19 protein-coding genes are annotated in these 21069 nt (G+C 27.4%); 13 read left to right on the forward strand and 6 right to left on the reverse strand.

All coding sequences use genetic code 11. The features are described 5' to 3' along the window. Nucleotides 1–83 precede the first annotated feature (83 nt). A complete protein-coding gene (locus tag Ccar_RS07240; protein ID WP_007061764.1) occupies nt 84–1259 on the forward strand; it encodes an FprA family A-type flavoprotein in 1176 nt (391 codons plus the stop codon). 60 nt (nt 1260–1319) lie between these two features. Here the strand turns inward: Ccar_RS07240 and rocF are convergent, their stop codons facing one another. Beyond that, entirely contained in the window at nt 1320–2219 is a 900-nt protein-coding gene (gene rocF / locus Ccar_RS07245) for an arginase (protein WP_007061763.1), read from the reverse strand. A 237-nt stretch (nt 2220–2456) separates the two neighbouring features. Here rocF and Ccar_RS07250 point away from each other — a divergent pair, with 237 nt between their 5' ends. Beyond that, a complete protein-coding gene (locus Ccar_RS07250) occupies nt 2457–2855 on the forward strand; it encodes a hypothetical protein (protein ID WP_007061762.1) in 399 nt (132 codons plus the stop codon). A gap of 35 nt (nt 2856–2890) precedes the next feature. Beyond that, nucleotides 2891–3454, forward strand: a complete 564-nt coding sequence (locus Ccar_RS07255) for a flavodoxin family protein (RefSeq protein WP_156184563.1) — start codon at nt 2891–2893, stop codon at nt 3452–3454. A gap of 70 nt (nt 3455–3524) precedes the next feature. Here Ccar_RS07255 and Ccar_RS07260 read toward each other — a convergent pair whose 3' ends face one another. Further along, the gene (locus Ccar_RS07260) at nt 3525–3701 is read right to left on the reverse strand and encodes an aspartyl-phosphate phosphatase Spo0E family protein (protein ID WP_007065210.1); all 177 of its coding nucleotides are present in this window, start codon (nt 3699–3701) and stop codon (nt 3525–3527) included. A 554-nt stretch (nt 3702–4255) separates the two neighbouring features. Between Ccar_RS07260 and glpX the strand changes: the two genes are divergently transcribed. The 8 genes from glpX (at nt 4256) to Ccar_RS07300 (ending at nt 11177) form a co-directional block, all read left to right on the forward strand. Then, the gene (glpX, locus tag Ccar_RS07265; protein WP_007061760.1) at nt 4256–5230 is read left to right on the forward strand and encodes a class II fructose-bisphosphatase; all 975 of its coding nucleotides are present in this window, start codon (nt 4256–4258) and stop codon (nt 5228–5230) included. Between the two features lie 253 nt (nt 5231–5483). After that, a complete protein-coding gene (locus Ccar_RS07270; RefSeq protein ID WP_007061759.1) occupies nt 5484–5672 on the forward strand; it encodes a DUF896 domain-containing protein in 189 nt (62 codons plus the stop codon). A gap of 19 nt (nt 5673–5691) precedes the next feature. Further along, nucleotides 5692–6621 (forward strand): HPr(Ser) kinase/phosphatase, encoded by a 930-nt coding sequence (gene hprK, locus Ccar_RS07275; RefSeq protein WP_007061758.1) that lies wholly within the window; start codon nt 5692–5694, stop codon nt 6619–6621. Continuing rightward, entirely contained in the window at nt 6611–7159 is a 549-nt protein-coding gene (locus Ccar_RS07280; RefSeq protein WP_007065212.1) for a 5-formyltetrahydrofolate cyclo-ligase, read from the forward strand. Before hprK ends, Ccar_RS07280 begins: the two co-directional genes overlap by 11 nt. 132 nt (nt 7160–7291) lie before the next feature. Beyond that, complete coding sequence (locus Ccar_RS07285; protein WP_007065213.1) at nt 7292–8230, forward strand: magnesium transporter CorA family protein; 939 nt, start codon at nt 7292–7294, stop codon at nt 8228–8230. Between the two features lie 198 nt (nt 8231–8428). Further along, on the forward strand, nt 8429–9829 hold the full coding sequence (locus tag Ccar_RS07290; RefSeq protein ID WP_007065214.1) for an aminopeptidase: 1401 nt from the start codon (nt 8429–8431) through the stop codon (nt 9827–9829). Nucleotides 9830–10038: 209 nt separating this feature from the next. Beyond that, nucleotides 10039–10893 (forward strand): DUF4236 domain-containing protein, encoded by an 855-nt coding sequence (locus Ccar_RS26055; RefSeq protein ID WP_007061753.1) that lies wholly within the window; start codon nt 10039–10041, stop codon nt 10891–10893. Between the two features lie 59 nt (nt 10894–10952). Beyond that, on the forward strand, nt 10953–11177 hold the full coding sequence (locus Ccar_RS07300; protein ID WP_007061752.1) for a phage holin family protein: 225 nt from the start codon (nt 10953–10955) through the stop codon (nt 11175–11177). Nucleotides 11178–11300: 123 nt separating this feature from the next. Here Ccar_RS07300 and Ccar_RS07305 read toward each other — a convergent pair whose 3' ends face one another. From Ccar_RS07305 to Ccar_RS07320, 4 genes are all read right to left on the reverse strand, one after another. Beyond that, nucleotides 11301–12140, reverse strand: a complete 840-nt coding sequence (locus Ccar_RS07305; RefSeq protein WP_007065218.1) for a PHP domain-containing protein — start codon at nt 12138–12140, stop codon at nt 11301–11303. Between the two features lie 38 nt (nt 12141–12178). Further along, on the reverse strand, nt 12179–13237 hold the full coding sequence (locus Ccar_RS07310) for a flavodoxin family protein (RefSeq protein ID WP_007061749.1): 1059 nt from the start codon (nt 13235–13237) through the stop codon (nt 12179–12181). 28 nt (nt 13238–13265) lie between these two features. Next, a complete protein-coding gene (locus Ccar_RS07315; RefSeq protein WP_007061748.1) occupies nt 13266–14507 on the reverse strand; it encodes a lactate/malate family dehydrogenase in 1242 nt (413 codons plus the stop codon). A gap of 92 nt (nt 14508–14599) precedes the next feature. Beyond that, on the reverse strand, nt 14600–19462 hold the full coding sequence (locus tag Ccar_RS07320) for a nucleotidyl transferase family protein (protein WP_007061747.1): 4863 nt from the start codon (nt 19460–19462) through the stop codon (nt 14600–14602). 265 nt (nt 19463–19727) lie between these two features. On the opposite strand from Ccar_RS07320, the gene Ccar_RS07325 reads away from it, so the two are divergent. Further along, a complete protein-coding gene (locus tag Ccar_RS07325) occupies nt 19728–20252 on the forward strand; it encodes a 2'-5' RNA ligase family protein (RefSeq protein WP_007061746.1) in 525 nt (174 codons plus the stop codon). Nucleotides 20253–20384: 132 nt separating this feature from the next. Further along, complete coding sequence (locus Ccar_RS07330; protein ID WP_007061745.1) at nt 20385–20798, forward strand: acyl-CoA thioesterase; 414 nt, start codon at nt 20385–20387, stop codon at nt 20796–20798. Nucleotides 20799–21069: the final 271 nt, after the last annotated feature.

Genomic DNA, 21069 nt, shown 5'->3' on the forward strand with positions numbered 1-21069 from the left:
TTATCAGTATTGAAAAATTTTCGTTTTATGGTAGAATAGGAAATAACAAAAGTCAAATTTTAAAAAAATGGAGGGGATATTTTATGAGTACTGTAAAATTAAAGGATAATATTTATTGGGTTGGAGTGAATAATCCCGAATTAAGAGTATTTGACATAATAATGGAAACTAAAAAGGGAACTACATATAATTCTTATTTAATAGACGATGATAAAGTGGCAGTAGTTGACACTGTAAAGGATGGATATTTTGATGAATTCCTTTCGAATATAAAAAGTATAATTGGAGACAGAAAGGTTGATTATGTAATTGTTCAACATACAGAATTAGATCACAGCGGTTCATTAGGCAAATTACTTAAAGCTTATCCAGAAGCTACTGTCATAGCTTCTAAAGCTGCTATAATGTATGCTGAAGAAATAGCTAACATGAAATTTAAAAATCAGGTTGCACCAAATGAATTAAGTCTTGGAAAAACTAATCTTAAGTTTATAAGTGCACCAAATTTACATTGGCCTGACACTATGTTTACTTATGCAGAAAATCAACAAGTGTTATTTACTTGCGATTTCCTTGGATGCCATTATTGTCCTGAAAATTCTATAACTGATAATTGTTCAGATGATTATTTTGATGAAATGAAATATTATTTTGATGTGATAATGGGACCATTTAAAAGATTTGTACTTATGGGTCTTGATAGAATAAAGGATTTGAATATAGATATAGTAGCGCCAAGCCATGGTCCAGTACATATAGATGATGTACAAAAATATGTTGAACTTTATAAAACTTGGGCGGAAGTAGAAAAATCCAATGAAAAGAATGTACAAATATTTTATATATCAGCTTATGGAAATACAGAAAAAGTTGCAAATTATATAGCAGAGAAAATAAATGACAAGGGAGTTAAAGCAGAAGCTCATGAAATAACTTCTATGGATATTAATGATATAGTAACTTTAATAGAAAAATCTAATGGAATATTAATGGGTTCACCAACTATAAATCAGGATGCTGTTAAACCTGTATGGGATGTATTATCTTTAGTATGTGCTATTACTAATAGAGGAAAAGCAGCAGGTGCCTTTGGATCCTATGGATGGAGCGGAGAAGGTGTTCCTATGATGACTGAAAGATTAAAATCATTAAAGTTTAATGTAGTTCAAGAAGGAGCTAGATTTAAATTTGTTCCAAGTGAAGATGAATTTAAAAAGATTGATGAATTTGTAGATAAATTTATGACAATATTGAAATAAAAATAAAAAATCAAACTAATAGCTTAGCTGCTGTTAGTTTGATTTTTTTAAGTATTTAATTTATTCTAAATACTTAAATGTCCAATCTAAGAGATCTATGCACATATCTGCAGTACAATCGTTTTTATCCAAAACAGGATTTAATTCTACAAAGTCCATTGACTTTACAAGTTTAGTTTCCATTAGATATTTTAAAAGATATTTAGCATGATCTAAATTCATTCCATTTTTAACTGGAGTACCTGTACCAGGTACTAAACTAGGGTCAAGACAGTCTATGTCAAAGCTTAAATGAATTCTTTCAATTCCATTTTCTTTAATTTTAGAATGTACTTCTTCTGATATTCTTTCCATACCCATATTTTTTACATCTTCTGTAGAGTAAACATTGAGATTTTTGCTTTTTATTAAAGCTTTTTCACCTTCATCTAAATCTCTTGCGCCTATAATAAATACATTTTTAGAGTCCACTTTTGTACCCTTATAGTATAAGTCTGTAAGTTCGTTAGATCCTATGCCCATAGCTGCAGCAAGTGGCATACCATGTATATTACCAGTTATACTAGTTTCATGCGTATTTATATCACCATGAGCATCAATCCAGATAACTGCAGTATCACTATCATACTTACTAGCACCTGATATACTTCCAAGACCTAAGGAATGGTCTCCACCAATAACCAAAGGAAAACTGTCAGAAGTAAGAGCACTGTAAACTTGATGAGCTAAATTTTTATTTACATCCACGATGGGTTTTAAATATTTCATAGTAGGATGAAAATTAAATTTTTGTTCTTCATTTATATTTTCAACGTAGAGATTTCCACAATCATATACGGTATGATTATTTCTGGTTAAAATATCTATAATACCTTTTTCTCTAAGCTTGTCAGGACCAAATTCTACACCTTTTTTGTCAGAACCAAAAAATATTGGCACACCAATTAAACTAATATTCATTAAAATTACCTCCATATATGAATTATGCCGTATGATACTTGATTATATACTAATAAAAAAAAATAGAAAATAGTTTTAAAAAAGACAATGTATTAAAAATATTCTGGAATGTTATAAATATTAATTTTCGTGAAAAATATTCATAAATTTATTAAGTCCTTATAATAGATAAAATATTTAACATATGATAAAATGGTTACACTAGAATTATATTCTAAATATTAAGGAGATGTTATTATGGATAAAGAAAAAATAGTTCAATATTTAATTAAAAATGGTTTAGATGATATACAGGAGTTAAGCTGCAATGATGAAGCAATAGTATTAAGATTTTTTTATGATTTTGATGATGAGGAACTTAGTGCTGCAAAAGCATATGCAAATGACGAAAGTGAAGAAGAAGCAGAAAGTGACAAATGGTATTACGATTGCTTTCTCCCTTACTTAAGTGATTTATCAGTGGATAATGTTGGAGAAATAATAGAGGATCTTATGGAAGAAGTAAATCTAGAAGCACAATATACTACTTATGAATTAGATAAAGAAAATTATGATTATAATGAATTTGTAGCAGCCTTTTATGAAAAAGGTAAAAATGTAGATTTAGATAAAATTTTAGATGAATTAGAAGACTAATTAAAATAAAATCTTAACTTGAATTTAAAGGACAGGTGATATTGTTGAAAACTTTGGCTTTTATTGCATCACCACATAAAAATGGTAATACTGCAGTACTTTTAAATCATTTTTTAAAGGGTATTTCAGGTGAAGTTGAGATTATCGATGTATATAATGTAAATGTAAAACCTTGCATTGATTGTAAGTATTGTCATGAACATAAGGAATGTGTATTAAAGGATGATATGACAGACATTTATAAAAAAATAGAAAATAGTGATAATATAGTTATAGCTTCTCCTGTATATTTTTCATTTGTGCCAGCACCTTTAAAGGCAGTTATAGATAGACTGCAGGTAAACTGGAGTGGGAAATTTATAAGAAAGGATTTTAAGATACCTGTAAATAAAAAAGTTGGAGTTCTCATTATGACTGCAGGATCTAATATGGAAAATGTTTTTGAGCCAATAGAATATGCAATGAAACAATTTTTTTCAATAACAGGTTCGGAATTTTCTCATAGAATATATGCAATAAATACTGACAACGTTCCTATAGAAAAAAATGAAGAAATTAAAAGAAGAGCATTTGAAATAGGCAAAAGTATAAAAATTTAGATTTAAAGCCTGCAGAATATAATTCTGTAGGTTTTTTATATAATTGATTGGCTTTTCATTTTGTAAATTACTAAATTGAGAATTTATCTGATTTCCTTATTTTTTCATATTCCAAAATAAGCTTGTCCAACTCTTCACTACAATGAATTACATCTGTGTTCGTAATTTCCTTACAGTTTAACAACATATATAAAGTTTCTTTTAAATAATTAATTTCCAAATCTAAAATTTTCAAATCAATATTCATAATTAATATTACCCCATGATTATAATTTATACTTGCAAGTACATGTTAATTAATATGCTAATAATAGTATAAAATTTTAGCAATTTAAATTATTAACACTATTACATTTTAACAGATTATATATATTAATGCAGAGGTTTTGTAAGTCAAATACATACATCAAATTACATAAGTTAACATTATATCTGTAGATAACGTGTGGATTATATTGTGGAAAAAATGTGCAAAACATGAAAATATGTCCGAAGAACGTTTGAATAGAATATTTGTAAAAAAATGTAAAAAGGGAATGCTGTCTAAAAGTTTTTTAATTTATAGTGAAATTTTAATGAAAATTTTAATCAGAACTAAAATTACATATACAAATAATTAGTATACACAATAAGAACTTAAAACTTGTTTTATTTGTTAAATGTGATATAATATTTAACTATAATGTTCAAAAATATAATATAGTATATATTAATAAATTAATATTTATAATTAATAAACAGTATATTTAATTATAATAGCAATTAATATACTTAATATAAGATAAGTTGGAGGTAAATTATATGCTTAATACGGATATTGCAATGGGATTAGCTAGAGTTACAGAAGCTGCAGCACTTTGCTCTTCAAAATTTATGGGTAGAGGAGATAAAATAGCAGCAGATCAAGCTGCAGTGGATGGTATGGAAAAGGCTTTTGCTATGATGCCTGTTAGAGGAACTGTAGTAATAGGAGAAGGTGAATTGGATAATGCTCCAATGCTTTATATAGGACAATCGGTAGGTGTAGGAAGTGCTGATATGCCTGAAATGGATATAGCTGTTGATCCATTGGATGGTACTATTTTAATAGCTAAAGGATTGCCTAATGCTATAGCAGTAGTTGCTATGGGGCCTAAGGAAAGTTTATTTCATGCACCTGATATGTACATGAAAAAAATAGCAGTTGGACCAGGAGCGAAAGGTGCTATAGATATAAATAAAAGTCCTAAAGAAAATATAATAAATGTGTCAAAAGCGTTGAATAAGGATATAACTGAAATGACTGTAATTGTTCAGGAAAGAGAGAGACATAATTACATTGTTCAAGCTGCTAGAGAAGTAGGAGCTAGAGTTAAACTTTTTGGTGAAGGTGATGTTGCTGCAGTACTTGCTTGTGGCTTTGAAAATACAGGAGTAGATATATTTATGGGTACAGGCGGAGCACCAGAAGGGGTTATTGCAGCAGCAGCTATAAAATGTATGGGTGGAGATATGCAAGCTAAATTGGAACCACATACAGATGAAGAAAGAGAAAGATGTAAAAGTATGGGTATAAGTGACTTAAATAAAGTTTTACTTATAAACGATCTTGTTAAGGATGATGAGGTTTACTTTGCAGCTACAGGTATAACTGATTGTGATTTATTAAGAGGAGTAGTATTTTCTAAAAATGATTGGGCAACTACTCATAGTGTAGTAATGAGAGCAAAAACAGGTACTGTAAGATTTATAGAAGCTCATCATGATTTAAAAAGAAGTAGTTTAGTTGTAAGGTAAAATAAATTTCAAATGTGAATGATAGGTTAAATATGAAGTGATTTAAATTTAACTTATCGTTCTTTTTTTATGATTGTAAATATTTTATTGAATAATTATTCAACAAAAAATATTTATAATTATATATTATATATTTCTTCAATTTCCATATTTAACTTAATTAAATAAGTTTTAATATTTATTTTGTTTATAAGTTACATAAATTTTAGTATAATATAGAATGAGAATAAGTAATTTGGCAGGAGTGAATAAAATGAAAATGGATGAAGTAATAGAACAAATAAATTTTTTATACAAGAAAAGTCAAAATGAAGGACTTACAGAGGAAGAAAAAATTAAACAAAAAGAATTAAGACAAATTTATATTGATTCAATCAAAAGAAATTTTAAAGCTCAACTAGATGGCATAAAAAGAGTTCCATCTAATGAAAAATTGAACTGAGAGGAGTTAACATTAAAAAATGGAAGTAACAGTAAAGGAACTAATAAGGGATTTCAACCTTGAAGTTATAAATAAAGGAGAAAGAATTAATAAAATAGATATAAGTGATATCAATAGACCTGGACTCCAATTTGCAGGATTTTATAATTATTATGCCAATGAAAGAATACAAGTGGTTGGAAAAGCTGAATGGAGTTTTTTAGATGCAATGCAGCCAGAACTTAGAAAAAAGAGATTAAAAAAATATTTTGAATTTGATAATCCGTGTACTATAGTAACAAGAGGGTTGGTACCTCATAAGGAATTTATGGATAGTGCTATAGAAAATAAAAGATGGATATTAAGAACAAATACTATTTCTACAAGATTTGTAAGTAAACTCATGAATTATTTAGATGATAAATTAGCACCAGAAACTAGGTTACATGGTGTACTTGTAGATGTATACGGTATAGGTATTTTGATCACTGGGGAAAGTGGTATTGGTAAAAGTGAAACTGCTCTCGAGCTTATTAAGAGAGGACATAGATTGGTTGCTGATGATGCTGTGGACATCAAAGAAATTGATGGAGAATTATTTGGTACATCCCCATACATAACTTCAGGTATGATTGAAGTAAGAGGAATGGGAATCATTGATATACCAGCGTTGTATGGGATAAGTTCTATACTAAAAACAAGAAAAATTAATCTTGTTGTATATATTGAGCAATGGAAGGAAGGTGAAAATTATGATAGATTAGGAATTGACAATGAATATGTGAATATATTAAATATACCATTAAAAAAATTGACAATTCCAATTAGACCAGGAAGAAATATAGCTGTAATAATAGAAGCCGCAGCAGCAAACTTTAGATACAGCTTTATTTCAAATATTACTCCTGTAGATATAATAAATCAGAGAATTAATGAAGAAGCTGAAGGAAGGGAATCAGGTGGAAAGTAAAAAATCCATAAGGAAATTGGTACAAGAAAGAAAAGATGCTCTCTCCAAAGATGAAAGAAAAAATTTAGATAATATAATATTTGATAAAGTAATAAATAGTGATGACTATAAAAATTCACATACAATATTTATATTTGTAAGCTATAATAATGAAGTAGATACACATAAAATTATAAAGCAGGCATTAACGGATGGAAAAATTTTATGTGTTCCTAAAGTAATATCTAAAGAAGAAGGCATGGATATTATACAAATAAAAAGCTTTGAGGATTTAAAAGAAGGTGCTTATGGCATTTTAGAACCTGCTACTAGTGAATTAAAGATTGAAGAAAAGAATATAGATTTATCATATTTACCGGGCTTAGCATTTGATAGAAAAGGCGGAAGAGTAGGCTATGGCGGGGGATTTTATGATAGATTTTTATTAAAAACAAGAAAAAATTCTAAAAAAATAGGATTGGCTTATAAATTTCAAGTATTTCCAGAAGTTCCAATGGAAGAACACGATGTTTTTATTAATGGAATAATTACAGATTAAAGCACACAAACTATAAATAAAGATTTGAAATGAAAATTGAGAATTACTTTAATGATTCTCAATTTTCATTTCTTTGAAGGTCTATAAATAATTTAAGTTCCCATTAAGTTTACCAAATGAGTGGGTGTGTTTATGAAAGTATTGGATATAGCTAACAACTTTAAAGAAATTAAAGAAAATTTACAGTTAGGAATGAATCACTATTGGGTACTAATAAAAGCAGATGAATTAAGAAAACTTAGAAATTTTATTTTGTTAGATGAAGAAAGCATACAAGAATGTAGCAAGTTTGCACAACCATCCAAAATAAGCTTTTTTGATGGATATATTTTTATGAATTTAAATGTATTAAATTATTGTAATGAAACAATTAATTCAAAAGAATTAAATGTTTTTTTAAGCAAAGATTACATAATAACTGTTTACAAAGAAGATATAGATATAATAGAAGAATTTATTCAAGATATTAAGGATTCTAAAAACTGTTTTGTAATAAAAGAAAAACCTAAAGTTTGTATACTGCTTTATTATATTTTAGATAGGATAATAGTTAAGAATTATGACATAATAGCTGCTTTAGAAGCTCAAGTAGATGAAATAGAAATAAGTATTTTGAAGGAACCTAAACATGAACAAATAGACAATCTTATAAACTTAAGAAGACAAGTATATAAAATAAGAAAATACTTAAATCCATTGAGATATATAGGCGATAGTTTGGTAAGTAATGATAATATGGTGCTGGAAAAGGAAAATATTATATATTTTATAAATTTAAATAGAAAAATAGATAAATTAATGATGGCACTGGAAAGTTTGGTTCAGGATTTAGCTTTAGTTAGAGAGGCCTTTGAATCTGAAATTGCCAATAAAACAAATGAACTTATGAAAGTATTTACTATTATAGCAACAATATTTTTACCTTTAAATTTAATAACTAGCATGCATGGCATGAATATGAAGGGGATTCCTTTTGAAAAGATGGAAAATGGTTATCACTGTATGGTAGTAATAATGTTAGTTATAGCTTTAATACTTGTGGGGATTTTCAAAAAGAAAAAATGGCTTTAATAACAAAATAATTTAACAAGTTTCAATGAATTGGTATTTTGAGTAATAATTTTAAAAATATGATTTATTTTAACCATTATTCTAAATTTTATGGTAAAATATATTAAGAAAGCTTTTTAAATTAATATAATATATAAACATAATTGTTATGAGGAACAATGTTCCTTGAATGCTAGATATCGAGAGGGGATTTTAGTTATGAACGAGGATTTAACAAAAAAATATGAATATGCATGGGATAAATATTCTAAAGATGATTTGAAAGATGTGTTTCATTTGTCAGATAAGTATAAAACTTTTATGTCAAAATGTAAAACAGAAAGAGAATGCGTAGAAGAATTTATAATTAGAGCAGAAGAAGCAGGTTTTAAAAATTTAGAAGATGTTGTATCAAAAAATGGCACTTTAAAGTCAGGAGATAAAATATATGCAAATAATAAAGGAAAAGGACTAGCATTATTTGTTATAGGAAATAAGAAATTTGAGGATGGTATGAGAATATTAGGTGCTCATGTGGATTCACCAAGGCTAGATTTAAAACAAAATCCTTTATATGAGGATACTGATATGGCTTTATTTGAAACTCATTATTATGGTGGAATAAAAAAATATCAATGGGTTACACTTCCTTTAGCTATACATGGTGTCATTATAAAAAAGGATGGTACAAAAGTAAATGTAGCAATTGGAGAAGATGACAATGATCCTGTATTAGGTGTTTCAGACCTTTTAGTGCATTTAGCTTCTGAACAAATGGAAAAAAAGGCAAACAAGGTAATTGAAGGTGAAGATTTAAATGTATTAGTTGGAAGTATGCCAATTGAAGATAAGGAAGCTAAAGATAGAGTCAAACGAAACATATTGAACATATTAAATGAAAAGTATAGTATTGTTGAAGAAGACTTTGTTTCTGCTGAACTTGAAATAGTTCCAGCTGGAAAAGCTAGAGATTATGGTTTGGATAGAAGTATGATTATGGCTTATGGACATGATGATAGAATATGTTCATATACTTCTTTTGAAGCTATGCTTAAATTAGAAAAAAGTGATAAAACTTGCGTAGCACTTTTTGTGGATAAAGAAGAGATAGGCAGTGTAGGTTCAACTGGTATGCATTCAAGATTTTTTGAAAACACAGTAGCTGAAGTTATGAACCTTTGTGGAGATTATACAGAATTAAAATTAAGAAGGTCTCTTACTAACTCTAAAATGCTATCTTCTGATGTATGTGCAGCTTTTGATCCTAATTATCCATCAACTATGGAAAAGAAAAATTGTGCTTATTTTGGCAAAGGTATAGTGTTTAACAAATATACTGGAGCAAGAGGCAAATCAGGATGTAATGATGCTAATCCAGAGTATATAGCACAAATAAGAGCTATAATGGAAAAGCATAATGTTTCATGGCAGACATCAGAACTTGGAAAAGTTGATCAAGGTGGTGGTGGAACTATAGCATATATACTTGCTCAATATAATATGGAAGTTATAGATTGTGGTGTTGCACTTCACAATATGCATTCTCCATGGGAAATAGCAAGTAAAGCAGATATATATGAAACTATGCGTGCTTACTATTCATTTTTATTGGAAGCATAGAAAAATGTACAATATAAAAAGTTAAGGATTTGAAAATTAAACAATTCATTTAAAAACATAACATTTGAAACTTAAAATGCACCTAAATGTAGGCTTTATATTTAACATTTAAAGGTGCATTTTCCATATACAAAAGAAATAAAAGAAAAAGCAGCATATTTTTTGTCTTGGAATAATATGGTATAATTATTATGAGAGGTGAGGAAAATATGGGATTAAATTTTAGAAAGACTATTAAAATAGGTAAGGATATTGTAATTAATTTTAACAAAAGTGGTGGAATAAGTATCTCCAAAGATTCCAAATGTAGTAAATTTAAAACAAATAAAAATAATATATCAAACAAAGAAATAATAAAATATAAAAAAAATACTATAAAACATACAATTAGGAGATCTGAAGGAAAAAATAATAAATTTAACGAAAACGTTATCACTGCGAGAAAAGGTCATATTTTATTAACGATTTCCATATGTATTTCATTGTTTTTGGGATTTGTTAATCCTATATTTTTAATTTTTACTATTATTCCAATATTATATATGTTTATCAGTAAACGTGGCAGGCAGAGAATGTATATATCAGCTTCAGTACACAATTTACAAGCATTAAAAATGGACAAGGCAGAAAAGTATTTAAAAAAGGCTAAAAGGATACTTGACAATGAATTAATATTTGAATTGGAAGAAGATATAAATAATATAAAAAATAAAAATTCAAATAGAGGAAAATCTTTAATTATAGAATATAAAGATATTTTATTTAATAAACAAGTTGAAAGAAATTGTAAGGCTAGAGAATTTGAAGCACAAGGTGATATAAATAGTGCTATAGATTTGTATGAATTAAACATTAAAGAAGGATTTACAGAAATAGTTCCATATGAAAGGTTGATGGAGCTATATGAAAAACAACAAAAATATGATGATGAGATTAGAATAATAAATAAGTCTATAGAAGTATTCAAAAATGTATGGAAGGATAAAATTGATAAGAAATCTGAAATGGAAATGTTCACATCAAGGTTAGAAAAAATTAAAGTATTAAAAGAAAAATTGTATTGATACAAATTAGTAACAAAAGTTTTTCCTGATGAATAAAATGCATTGGGAGGGAGTTTGTTATGAACAATAGATTTAAAAATTATGGTTTGTGGGTTTCTATAGCAGCATTTATTCCGTTACTCTTAAATGGTTTTGGCATAGATGTTCTTCCTAAAAACTATAGTGATGTAGTAAATGCATTACTTGGAATTCTTGTAACAGCAGGGATTTTGAGCAACCCTCAAACTGAATCAAAAGGATACCTTGATGACAAGAAAACTGATGAAAATAAAGACAGTAAATAAAAATGTTGCAAAATAATATTTTAAATAACAAATAACAAAGTTCAAATATCAAATAAGGATAATTTTCTTCCTAATGTGAGAAAATCGTCCTTATTTGAACTTTGTACTTTTAAAATGTTTTGATTATACCTCTTTAAGTTTTTCTAAAAATATTTTAATGTCTTCTTCTTCTAGAAAAACTTGACCTATTTTTAAAGCATGTTTTGAATCATCCTTAGTCATACCATGAAAATCAGAACCAGCTGTAATTATTTTATTATATTTTTTAGCTAAAGCTTTAAAATTTTTTGTGTCACTAGGTTCATTCATAGAATAAATAGCTTCAATTCCATCAAAAGGCATATTTAAAAGTTCTGCAACATCTATATTTTTTATTAAAATAGGGTGAGCAAGTACTACTAAAGCATTATGATCTTTTAAAATTTTTATGCCTTCCTCAGTGCTCAATTTTTTATTTGGTACATAAGCAGGACTATTTTCGCCTATAAAATTTTTAAAAATGTAATCCCATTTATAGTTATAACCAGCAGCTATTATTGCTTTAGCAATATGGGGTCTTGCTATAATGCCTTCAGCATCATCTAATATTTTTTCATAGTTTAATTTTATATTGAAAAATTTATTTAAATTTTCAACTATTTTTTTACCTCTATAAGTTCTATATTCATTCATATCTTTTAAATAATCTTTTAATTTACAGTCTATTTGTGTAATGTCATTAAAGTAGCCTAAAATGTGAATGTTTTCTTTGTAGTATAAAGTTGACAATTCTAATCCAGGTATTACCTTAATTCCAAGTTTTTTTCCCTCAAGCACTGCTTCAAGAACTCCATATATAGTATCATGATCTGTAATGGACATTATATCTATATTTTCTTTTGAAGCCATGTTAACTAACTCTTTAGGAGAAAATTTCCCATCAGAAGCAGTAGTGTGTAAATGAAAATCTCCTTTTTTGTACAATGAAATCACCTACTTGTTAAAATTTACTGTATATATCATTATACTCCGTTAATTAGATGTTTTGCAAAATTTTCTGCTTTAGAATCTATATTTTCTATTTTAAATATAGCTTTTGGGTTATTAGCAGTTTCGGTAATTATGGCATGGGCAGGCAGCATAAATACCTTATTTATATTTAAGGCACCAATGAGTTGCTTGGCTACAGAGTCACTGCCGGAATTTCCAGATACAATTATACCAAACATAGATTTATTATGGAAACTCATTTTATTATACAGCACTGTAATTCTATTTATGACTGCAGTTAAATTAGCAGCAATGGCATCATTATAATTAGGACAAAGCCATACTATTCCATCAGCTTCCTCTATAGCTGGAATTACATTGTCTACCATAAATCCACCATAAAAGCATTTGTTTTGTTTACCATAATGTAAACATAATTTATAAGAACAACCTTTACAATCAAGTATTTTGCCGTTTTCAATGTGTATTTCCTTTATTATGAAATTGTTTAATCGTTTAGATATCATATGCCATAAATCTAAAGTGTTAGAAAACTTGTGAGTAGAAGAGTATAAAATTGTAATTTTTTTCTTATGTTGTGTTAAAGGTATAGTTTCTTCATATCCTGAAAGCCTTTTCCCAAGATCATAGGACAATTTTAAACAAATTTCTTCTAAAGGGATGTTTAGGTTTTTTTGCCAATTTAAAAAGTTTTTTAAGCTTTTAGTAGCTTCGATTATAGGATGACCTAAAAATTTGCATCCTAAGTTATTAGAGATAAAGATAACATCTTGAGCAGCTCTTTTAGTTCCAAGTTCTGAATTACTGTTTATAAGTAGTGTACCTATAGAATTTTCAAAAGCATTTTTATCATTAAGGTTTAATTCTTTTAAAAATGTAAGCATAGGTAAGTCAAAACCATTGACATCTAGCTCAAGTAAAAATAGTAATTTTTTATTTTTTAAATCTAATGAATGTGTAAAATTTTTTATATACTTGATAGAGTGAAAGTTTTTTATAAAGTTTTCAGTCATAAGTTTAAGTCTATCTGACAAATCATCATTTGGTGATATAACATATAAAGTCCCCATAATTAAACCTCCCCAATCAGTAACAAAATTAAAAAGACAACAATTTATTATAAGTATTTTCAAGTCTGTTAAAAAGCTTAGAAGGCATATTTTTATAAGTTTCAAGTTCTATACCAGAAGCTAGTAATCGATTTCGACATCCCATAAAAGCACCTCCTAAGAAAGTAGCACTATAATGCCAATCACTTTTAATAGTGGCAATAATTGAAAGAGCACCAGAAGATAGTGCAGGAGCTATGTAAGGTTTAAAGCCTAAAGAACGAACTTCCAAATTGGATTTTATTGTTTTTTCAGTAAGATATTTAGAAATTTCTTCGTCATAGTTATTTATACTATCTGCAATAACAAGGTCTTCTCCATGAGGTCCAAAGGCTCTGCCTTCTTTTAAATATTGAAAGCAGTCATTTCTTTGTGAAGCATAATATGAAGCTCTGGCATTCATAACACCAAGTCCATATCCTCTAATTTGTTCAGGTAAAAGATGTTCATTTAATGCTGCTTTGCAAAGTAAATCTACAGGGTCAGATACAACAGAAAAAATTCCTTTAAAATTTTTTTCTTTAGCTAGTTTAGCGTAGTATCTAACTATTTTTGAATTACCATCAAATTGAATTAAGCGTACATCAGAAGATTCTTTACCAACTTCAGGTACACCTACAGAAACGCAGAAAATGAACATGTTACAGTTGAATAAATCTTTTTCATCTGCTGGAACTACAGGAGGGTAAAATACTGTCGGATCAGGAGAGAGTATTTGATTGCATTCAAAACACCATCTCTTAATTTTATTTTCATCCTTATCATATACATTAATTTGAGATATACAATCTCCTCCTAAAAGTCGCAGCCCTGTAATTAAGGTTCCTCCTACATCACCTAAACCCACTATTGTTACATTCCATTTTTTAAAATGTTGATTTTTATCCATAACGGGAAAGGATTCATTTAGACCTTTCTGCCAATTGTAATAATTTGTATTTAATGATATGACTCTTCTTTCTTTAATAGCATTTTGAATGAAGGAGGGCAAATTTGAGCTGCCACAATTAGTATTTTTAAGTAAACCTAAATTTTCTTCCTTTATAAATAAAGTTTCTTCAGAACTAACACAAAAATTTCTTCGTGACTTCTTAGAATCCAATTTATTTAAAGCAAACATAAGGCCTTTATAGTTATACGCACAATCTTCAGAAACTTCATTTAAATTGTAAGGTTCATTTGATATGAGCAATTTATTATCTAGAATATAATAAAACAAATTAGTATCCATTAAAAACACTCCTTTTTGGTAGTACATCTAAAAAATAATAGATTAAATATACATTAATATATTTATCCATTATTTTTTAGATGTATTATAATTTAATCATCAAAAGCAAGATTCATTCTAAGTAATAATTCTAAATCATTTTTCAAGTAGCTGGAAGGATTTAAATTTAAATTATAATCTATATTTGCACCATGATCAGGACATCTAGGTGTGGTAAAAACCTGACCTAAAGAAGATAAAGTTAAGTTCTTTTCATGCAAAATATGATATTCATCTTCTAAAACTTCAAGTATTGAAATAGAATTTTCAATAGAAGTTTTAGATAGATTAAATATAGCAGATTTTGAAGTATTCCTTACAAATGTAGGATAAGTGTATGGCAATATTAAATTTATAGATGGAAGGAGATTTCTTTCAGGATAAACTCCACGCCATAATGCATCTCCACCTATAAATGGATATAAGGAATTTTCACTAAACCATAATTTTAGTCTTGGTATAAAATAAACACTTTCCACATCTCTATTCTGCATATCCATAAGATCTTTTCCTCTTCCAGATAACACACCTACAATAATCTTTTTGACCTTTACATCTTCACCCTTAAAGATTGGATCTAAAGCTTTAATCCTGTATCCTTTGTGTAGTAGATTATCAACTAATATTACTGGTTTTCTAAAGGATTTAATCATTTTTACCTGAGTTTTTAAATTTAAATAATGAGGAAACTCTCCAATATTAAAGTTTTTCATATCAGGATAAAATAATTTTTCAGTGTGAAGAGCTTTAGTAACTGTATTAGGTATAACATATCTTTCAAGTATATCTCCATAAGGAACACACATAGCATCACCAAGTTTTCTTGGTACTAAATTTTCTGTAGGTACTAAATTTTCTTTGCATATTTTTCTTATCATGCACTGATATACAAAATTCACATCGAAGGGGAGAACTAATTCTCCTGGATAAAGCTTTGTTATAGCTTCCATAAGTCTCTTTCGTGATTGATTAAGTACATTTCTAACTTTAGGATTAGTTCTAAAAGGACTTTTTATTATATTTTGTATATCTAAGTTTAATATACAAGGATTGCTCATGTTTACAGCGTAAACAGGATTGCTGTCATCGCAAAAAGGAACCTTTACAAATCCATAATGCTTTAGCAAATTATAAATATTTTCTGAAGCCAGTTCTTTATTAAACATATTTTTGTAAATAGCATATTCATAATCTTCAGCTATACATGAAGATAGAGTTTGAGTTAAAAGAGTTTGTTCTAACTGCTTATTTTTATCAAAATTATTTATAAATATGCCGCTTATTAAAATAATTCTACCTGAACTTTTTTCACGTATATATTGAGATACTTGAGAATTTTTAAATTCATCATAAAGCATAGCAGATCGAATCCAGTGAACAATTGAAAAACCAAGTATTTCTCCTGTAACAGTATTTTTTAGAAGTACTATCTTGGCAGATGGCTTGAGAGTTATATCCATCAACGTTTTTTTGAAGGTACTATCTGAATTAATAGTGTAACTGCATAGTTTATTGATTATATCCTCGTTAAACTCTTCTATTGTTTCAGCATCTAACCATAATGATTTAATTGAAGATTTATCCTGAGATTCTCTTTGATAAAAACCATTGCTATATATATATTGCTCAGACATAGGGTCTACAAGACTGGATATATCTCTATTTTCATCAATATAATTTCGTATTTGTGTAGAACTTATTTCTGAATACTTAGAAGAAAGAGTTAGGACTAATACATCACCTTCTATGTTTTTTACTGCATCATTAAATTTTGAACTTTTTCCTCTTTCAAATATTATATGAGAAAAAGTTTGTATTGAATTTTCTGTTTTAGGAAGTTTGTAGCTGGAAGCATTAAGCAATACATCACTACCTATACATATGTATACCTTGGAGTTTGGAAAATTATCCTTTAAAACTTTTAAATTATCAGTATTTGATATATTAGTAGGATATATATCTGGGTACATATATATATTCAATTCAGATGATATTGAAATATTGACTAAATTTCCTCTTAAAAGACTTGGAAGCGTTTTTTTAGACCAAGAAAATTCGTCTACTGCTAAATACACCTCAAACCCCAAATCCCTTATATGCTTTGCTATCTCCATATGGCTTAAAGAAAAAGGATCAAAAGTTCCAGGAAAAAATGCTACTTTAGGTGGAATAGGCATATTTATACTTCCTTTAGAAAAAGTAAAATCAGATATAAATCTATAAATATGATTTAAACTAGCTGATCTTGTTAAAAACAATAATTCATGTCTATCATTACCTGTAATTAGAGTAAGAACTTTTTTTGCAATGAGCTTAAATATGAATTCTTTTTTTTCTAGATTCATAAAAGGACTTCCAAAAATATATTTACCTATAACACTGAATGCAGATTGTTTAACCTGTGGATCATAATTTCCAAGTCCATTTAGAAGAATTCCAAGCATTTTATTTAATCTTTCATAATAGAAAATTTCATTTTCATAAAAACGATTTTTGTAAATATTATAATTTGATATACATATACCAACAGTTTTTAATATGAGAGATTTTAAATTGGAATTAGAGCTTTTAACTTTAATTATACAATCATCTATGATTTCGTCTAATTCTTTAGGTTGAAGCCATAAAATAGCTTGACCTGTATATCTTGGTATATACTCTGTAAATTTATTACCTTCTATTTCAAGAGCTCTTATTAATTCTACAGCAACTTCATTTCTTTCAGCTAGAGTTAAATAGGGCATAATTTCTAAAATAGCACTTCCTGCACAGTTTCTTACACTTTCAATTGCGCTTACCTTTAATAAATTACAAAAATGTATAGCAGTATGGAGTCTGCTGGATTGAGGAGCTTTAAGTGCATGGCGTAAAAGGAGTTCTACGTGATTTCTCTTTCTTATCCAATCTGTAGCGGTTTTTAAATTATTTAAGAATATATCCGTAACTGCTTTGTTGCTAATTTCACAGTAATGCTTGAATAAACTTATGTTATTGTATAAATTTAATGCAGTATTTATTTTAAGCAAAAGTAAATTTTCAGCTGGAATTTTACTTTTTGTACTTATAGAAGAAAAATATTCACTTAGTTTTTTTATGAAAAGGTTATTCTTTGGTAGTTTTTCTATAAGACACAAAATAGTTTCTAAAGATTCCAATCTTAAAGTACTATTTCTCTTTTTTATTTTAGAAAAAATATAATTAAAAATTATTTCTATATTATCATTATCATCACTTAGCGGTATACATTTTGTAGTTTCAAGTAAAAATAGTTCACAATCTGTACTTTTATAATTATCATTTTTATAAAACTCCAATATAGCCTTTTTGTAATGCTTAATGAATGACTTTTTACAGTTCATAAATAATGAATTTACCATTATGCTAATGCTGTATCCAATATTAAATTTATGTAAAGGAATGATTTTATGACCCGGACATAACATAAGATTTAAGTATTCATTTAATAAATCAATACTGCTTATTGAACCATAGTGAAATTGCACATTTTCGGGAATTTCCTTTCTATAATCTTCGTCGAAAAGAGCAATGAGGTTTCCAATTAGTTCGGCACAATGCCTTCTTATATCATCTTCAGGATGTATTAAGTTTTCATACAAAAACCTAATAGTTTGTGTCTTTTGTTTTTGAGTAAGGTAAGTGGAGTATTCTTGAAAGATTCTTATATATTCTCTAAGGTTTTTCCAATCAGTTTCACTACGAGCTAATTCTAATATGATATCAAGGGAATATTCATCACGAAGATGATGCATAAGATTAATATTATGCTTTACAGCTAAATATTTTAAATTTTGAACTATATCATCTCCCTGAAGAAGAGCATAGTTTTGTTTTCCTTTTTTTGTAATATTAAAGTTTGTCTTAGGTTCTATGTCAACTCCTAAACTTAATACAAAGTCTTCAAAATCCTTTAATTTAGAATAAACTTTTTTGTATCGTTTACATTTTTCATCGTCTACATTTTCTAGTTTATCTAAGATTACATAAAAAGCATTTTCAAGAGAAAAAAGCTTCATATTTGGAACATTATTATTAAATTCATTTTTAACCCTAAAATCAGAATATATCAAAAGTAAAGATTCCAAAGATAAATTTTCAAGTTCTAAATCCCATGTAGAATGGTTTATAGCTATATTTCTTATGTAATTTATGCCATATTTTTGAAACCATTGATCAGTATAGTAATAATGAAGACGGGGAACTCGCTTAAGTTCAGCACCTTTGCATCCATATTTTCCTATGTCATGACCAGCTGCGGCACCTGAAACCCTTCCTAAGTCCACAGGCATTCCTATAATTTTTAGTTGACGAGCTATGAAAAGAGAAAGATAATGAACTCCACATACATGATCTAAAGTATTGAATCCTGTTATTTCTCCATTTATTTTCATCATTTCATAAATGAAATCATCTTTGAAAGCTTTAATAAATTTTCTATATTCCTCTGGATATTCTAATTCATTTTCTTCTTCCAAAGTTAAAAAATTCATTGGATAAATACTTTGCCAACTATTATCCTTAGAACTTTTTTGAGTTTCACATATAACTCTAAAAATTCTTAAGTAAACCTCACAAGGAGAATTTAAATTTTCTATAAAACTTATAGAAACAGTTTCAGGAAAGGTTTTATTGAGAGTATATTGATATATGTAATTAATCCAATCAGAAGGGGACTTATCACCAGCCATTTCTTCAAGCATATTTTTACACAAATTTAAAATTGCTTTAGCAGAAAAATCTCCAGTTTCTATAATGTTTTTTAATTCATCAATAAACTCTTTGGTTTTAATATGTTTATCTATAAAGGTTTTATCTACATTCCATTTTTGAAGCCATTTTATACTTGAAAGTTTTCTAACTACTTTATTGTATACTTGACCATAAGATAAATTAATCATATGAACCTCCTCAAAGAATTTCTTACAAAGATTATATACTTTATGTAAACTTTTTTCAAAACATTTTTATGTTAAATATAAATTAAAGTTATTAAATTGTATGATAAATACTTTTGGGGCTAAAAATAGGGAGGATATATTAACATACTAAGTATTATGTTAACTAAATAAAAGTAAACTACAAAATTAAAAAAATAATATAATAAATATGAAATAAAAATTAAACAATAATAAAAAATAAAACAATTAATAGGAGGAAAAATAAATGAATAGATATGTTTTAGTATGTGTAATAGGTGGTGAGGTTTTAAACTTTCATAAAGAAATAAGAAGTGATGTTTGCTATAAATTTAATAAAAGGCCTCAAAAGCTTCCAGCACATTTTACTATAAAAGCTCCTTTTGAAACAGATAAAATAGATGAGATGATTAAAGTTTTAGATGAGTTTTCAAAGGATAGGAAAAAAGCACCTATTAAAATAGATGGTTTTGGAAAGTTTAGAGAAGATGTAGTATATATGAATATAAAATTGTCAGATGAAGCTAAAAAAGTTCATGATGAGCTCATAGATGAACTCCTAAAAATATCTTGGATTGAGTTCAAACCTAATGAAGGGAAAAATAAAATTTTTCATTGCACCATAGTATCTAGAAGGATTCGAGATAAATTTAAGGAAATATGGGAATATGTAAATCAATATGAATGTAATTTTGAAAGCTATTTTGATAATATTTCATTATATAAGTGGAATAATAATACATGGGAATTATATAAAAAATATGAATTATAAAATATTTCTCCAAGTTATATAAAGTTCTATACTATGGACAAAGTTTTTAATAATAGTAAAATAAGTATATAATGAAATTTTAATTTTATACTATGAAAATATAGAATTTTACATAATGATAGGAGAGATAAGATGTACACAAGTGAAACAAAACTTACTGTAAGATATGTAGAAACCGACAAAATGGGAATAGTCCATCATTCTAATTATTATCCATGGTTTGAATTAGCTAGGGGAGATTTTATTAAAAAAATTGGTATGAAGTACAGTGAAATGGAAAGTTTGGGGATTATGATGCCTTTAGTAGAAAGTTACTGCAAGTATTATGAAGGAGCAAAGTATGAAGATGAGATTATAATTGAAACTTCTATAGAAAAAATTACTCCTGTAAAAGTTATTTTTAATTATGATGTTATAAGGGAATTGGATGGAAAGCTTTTAGCTAAAGGAAAAACAACTCAAACTTTTATAGATAAAGACTTTAAAATAGTAAATTTAAAAAAGAAATATTCAGATCTTTGGGAAAAGATGCAGCAGTTAAAATAGTAACCAATAATGTAAGTAGTACATAAAATGGCTTTGAGAAGTATATTAATATCGTATAGTTATATGATGTTAATCTAGGAGGTTTACTTATGCTTTTAAAAGCACTTTTAAGTACTCTTATAGTTTTAATAATAATACTTATAGTTATATCTACGGCTATTTATAAAGTTTTAAATGAAAATAAAAGAAATATAAAACATAAATAAAGAATGACAAATTATTTATTTATATTTGTCTATATAATATTAAAGTATAAAAAAATATAACTGCA

The organism is Clostridium carboxidivorans P7 (genome assembly GCF_001038625.1).
GTDB classification, from domain to species: domain Bacteria; phylum Bacillota; class Clostridia; order Clostridiales; family Clostridiaceae; genus Clostridium_AM; species Clostridium_AM carboxidivorans.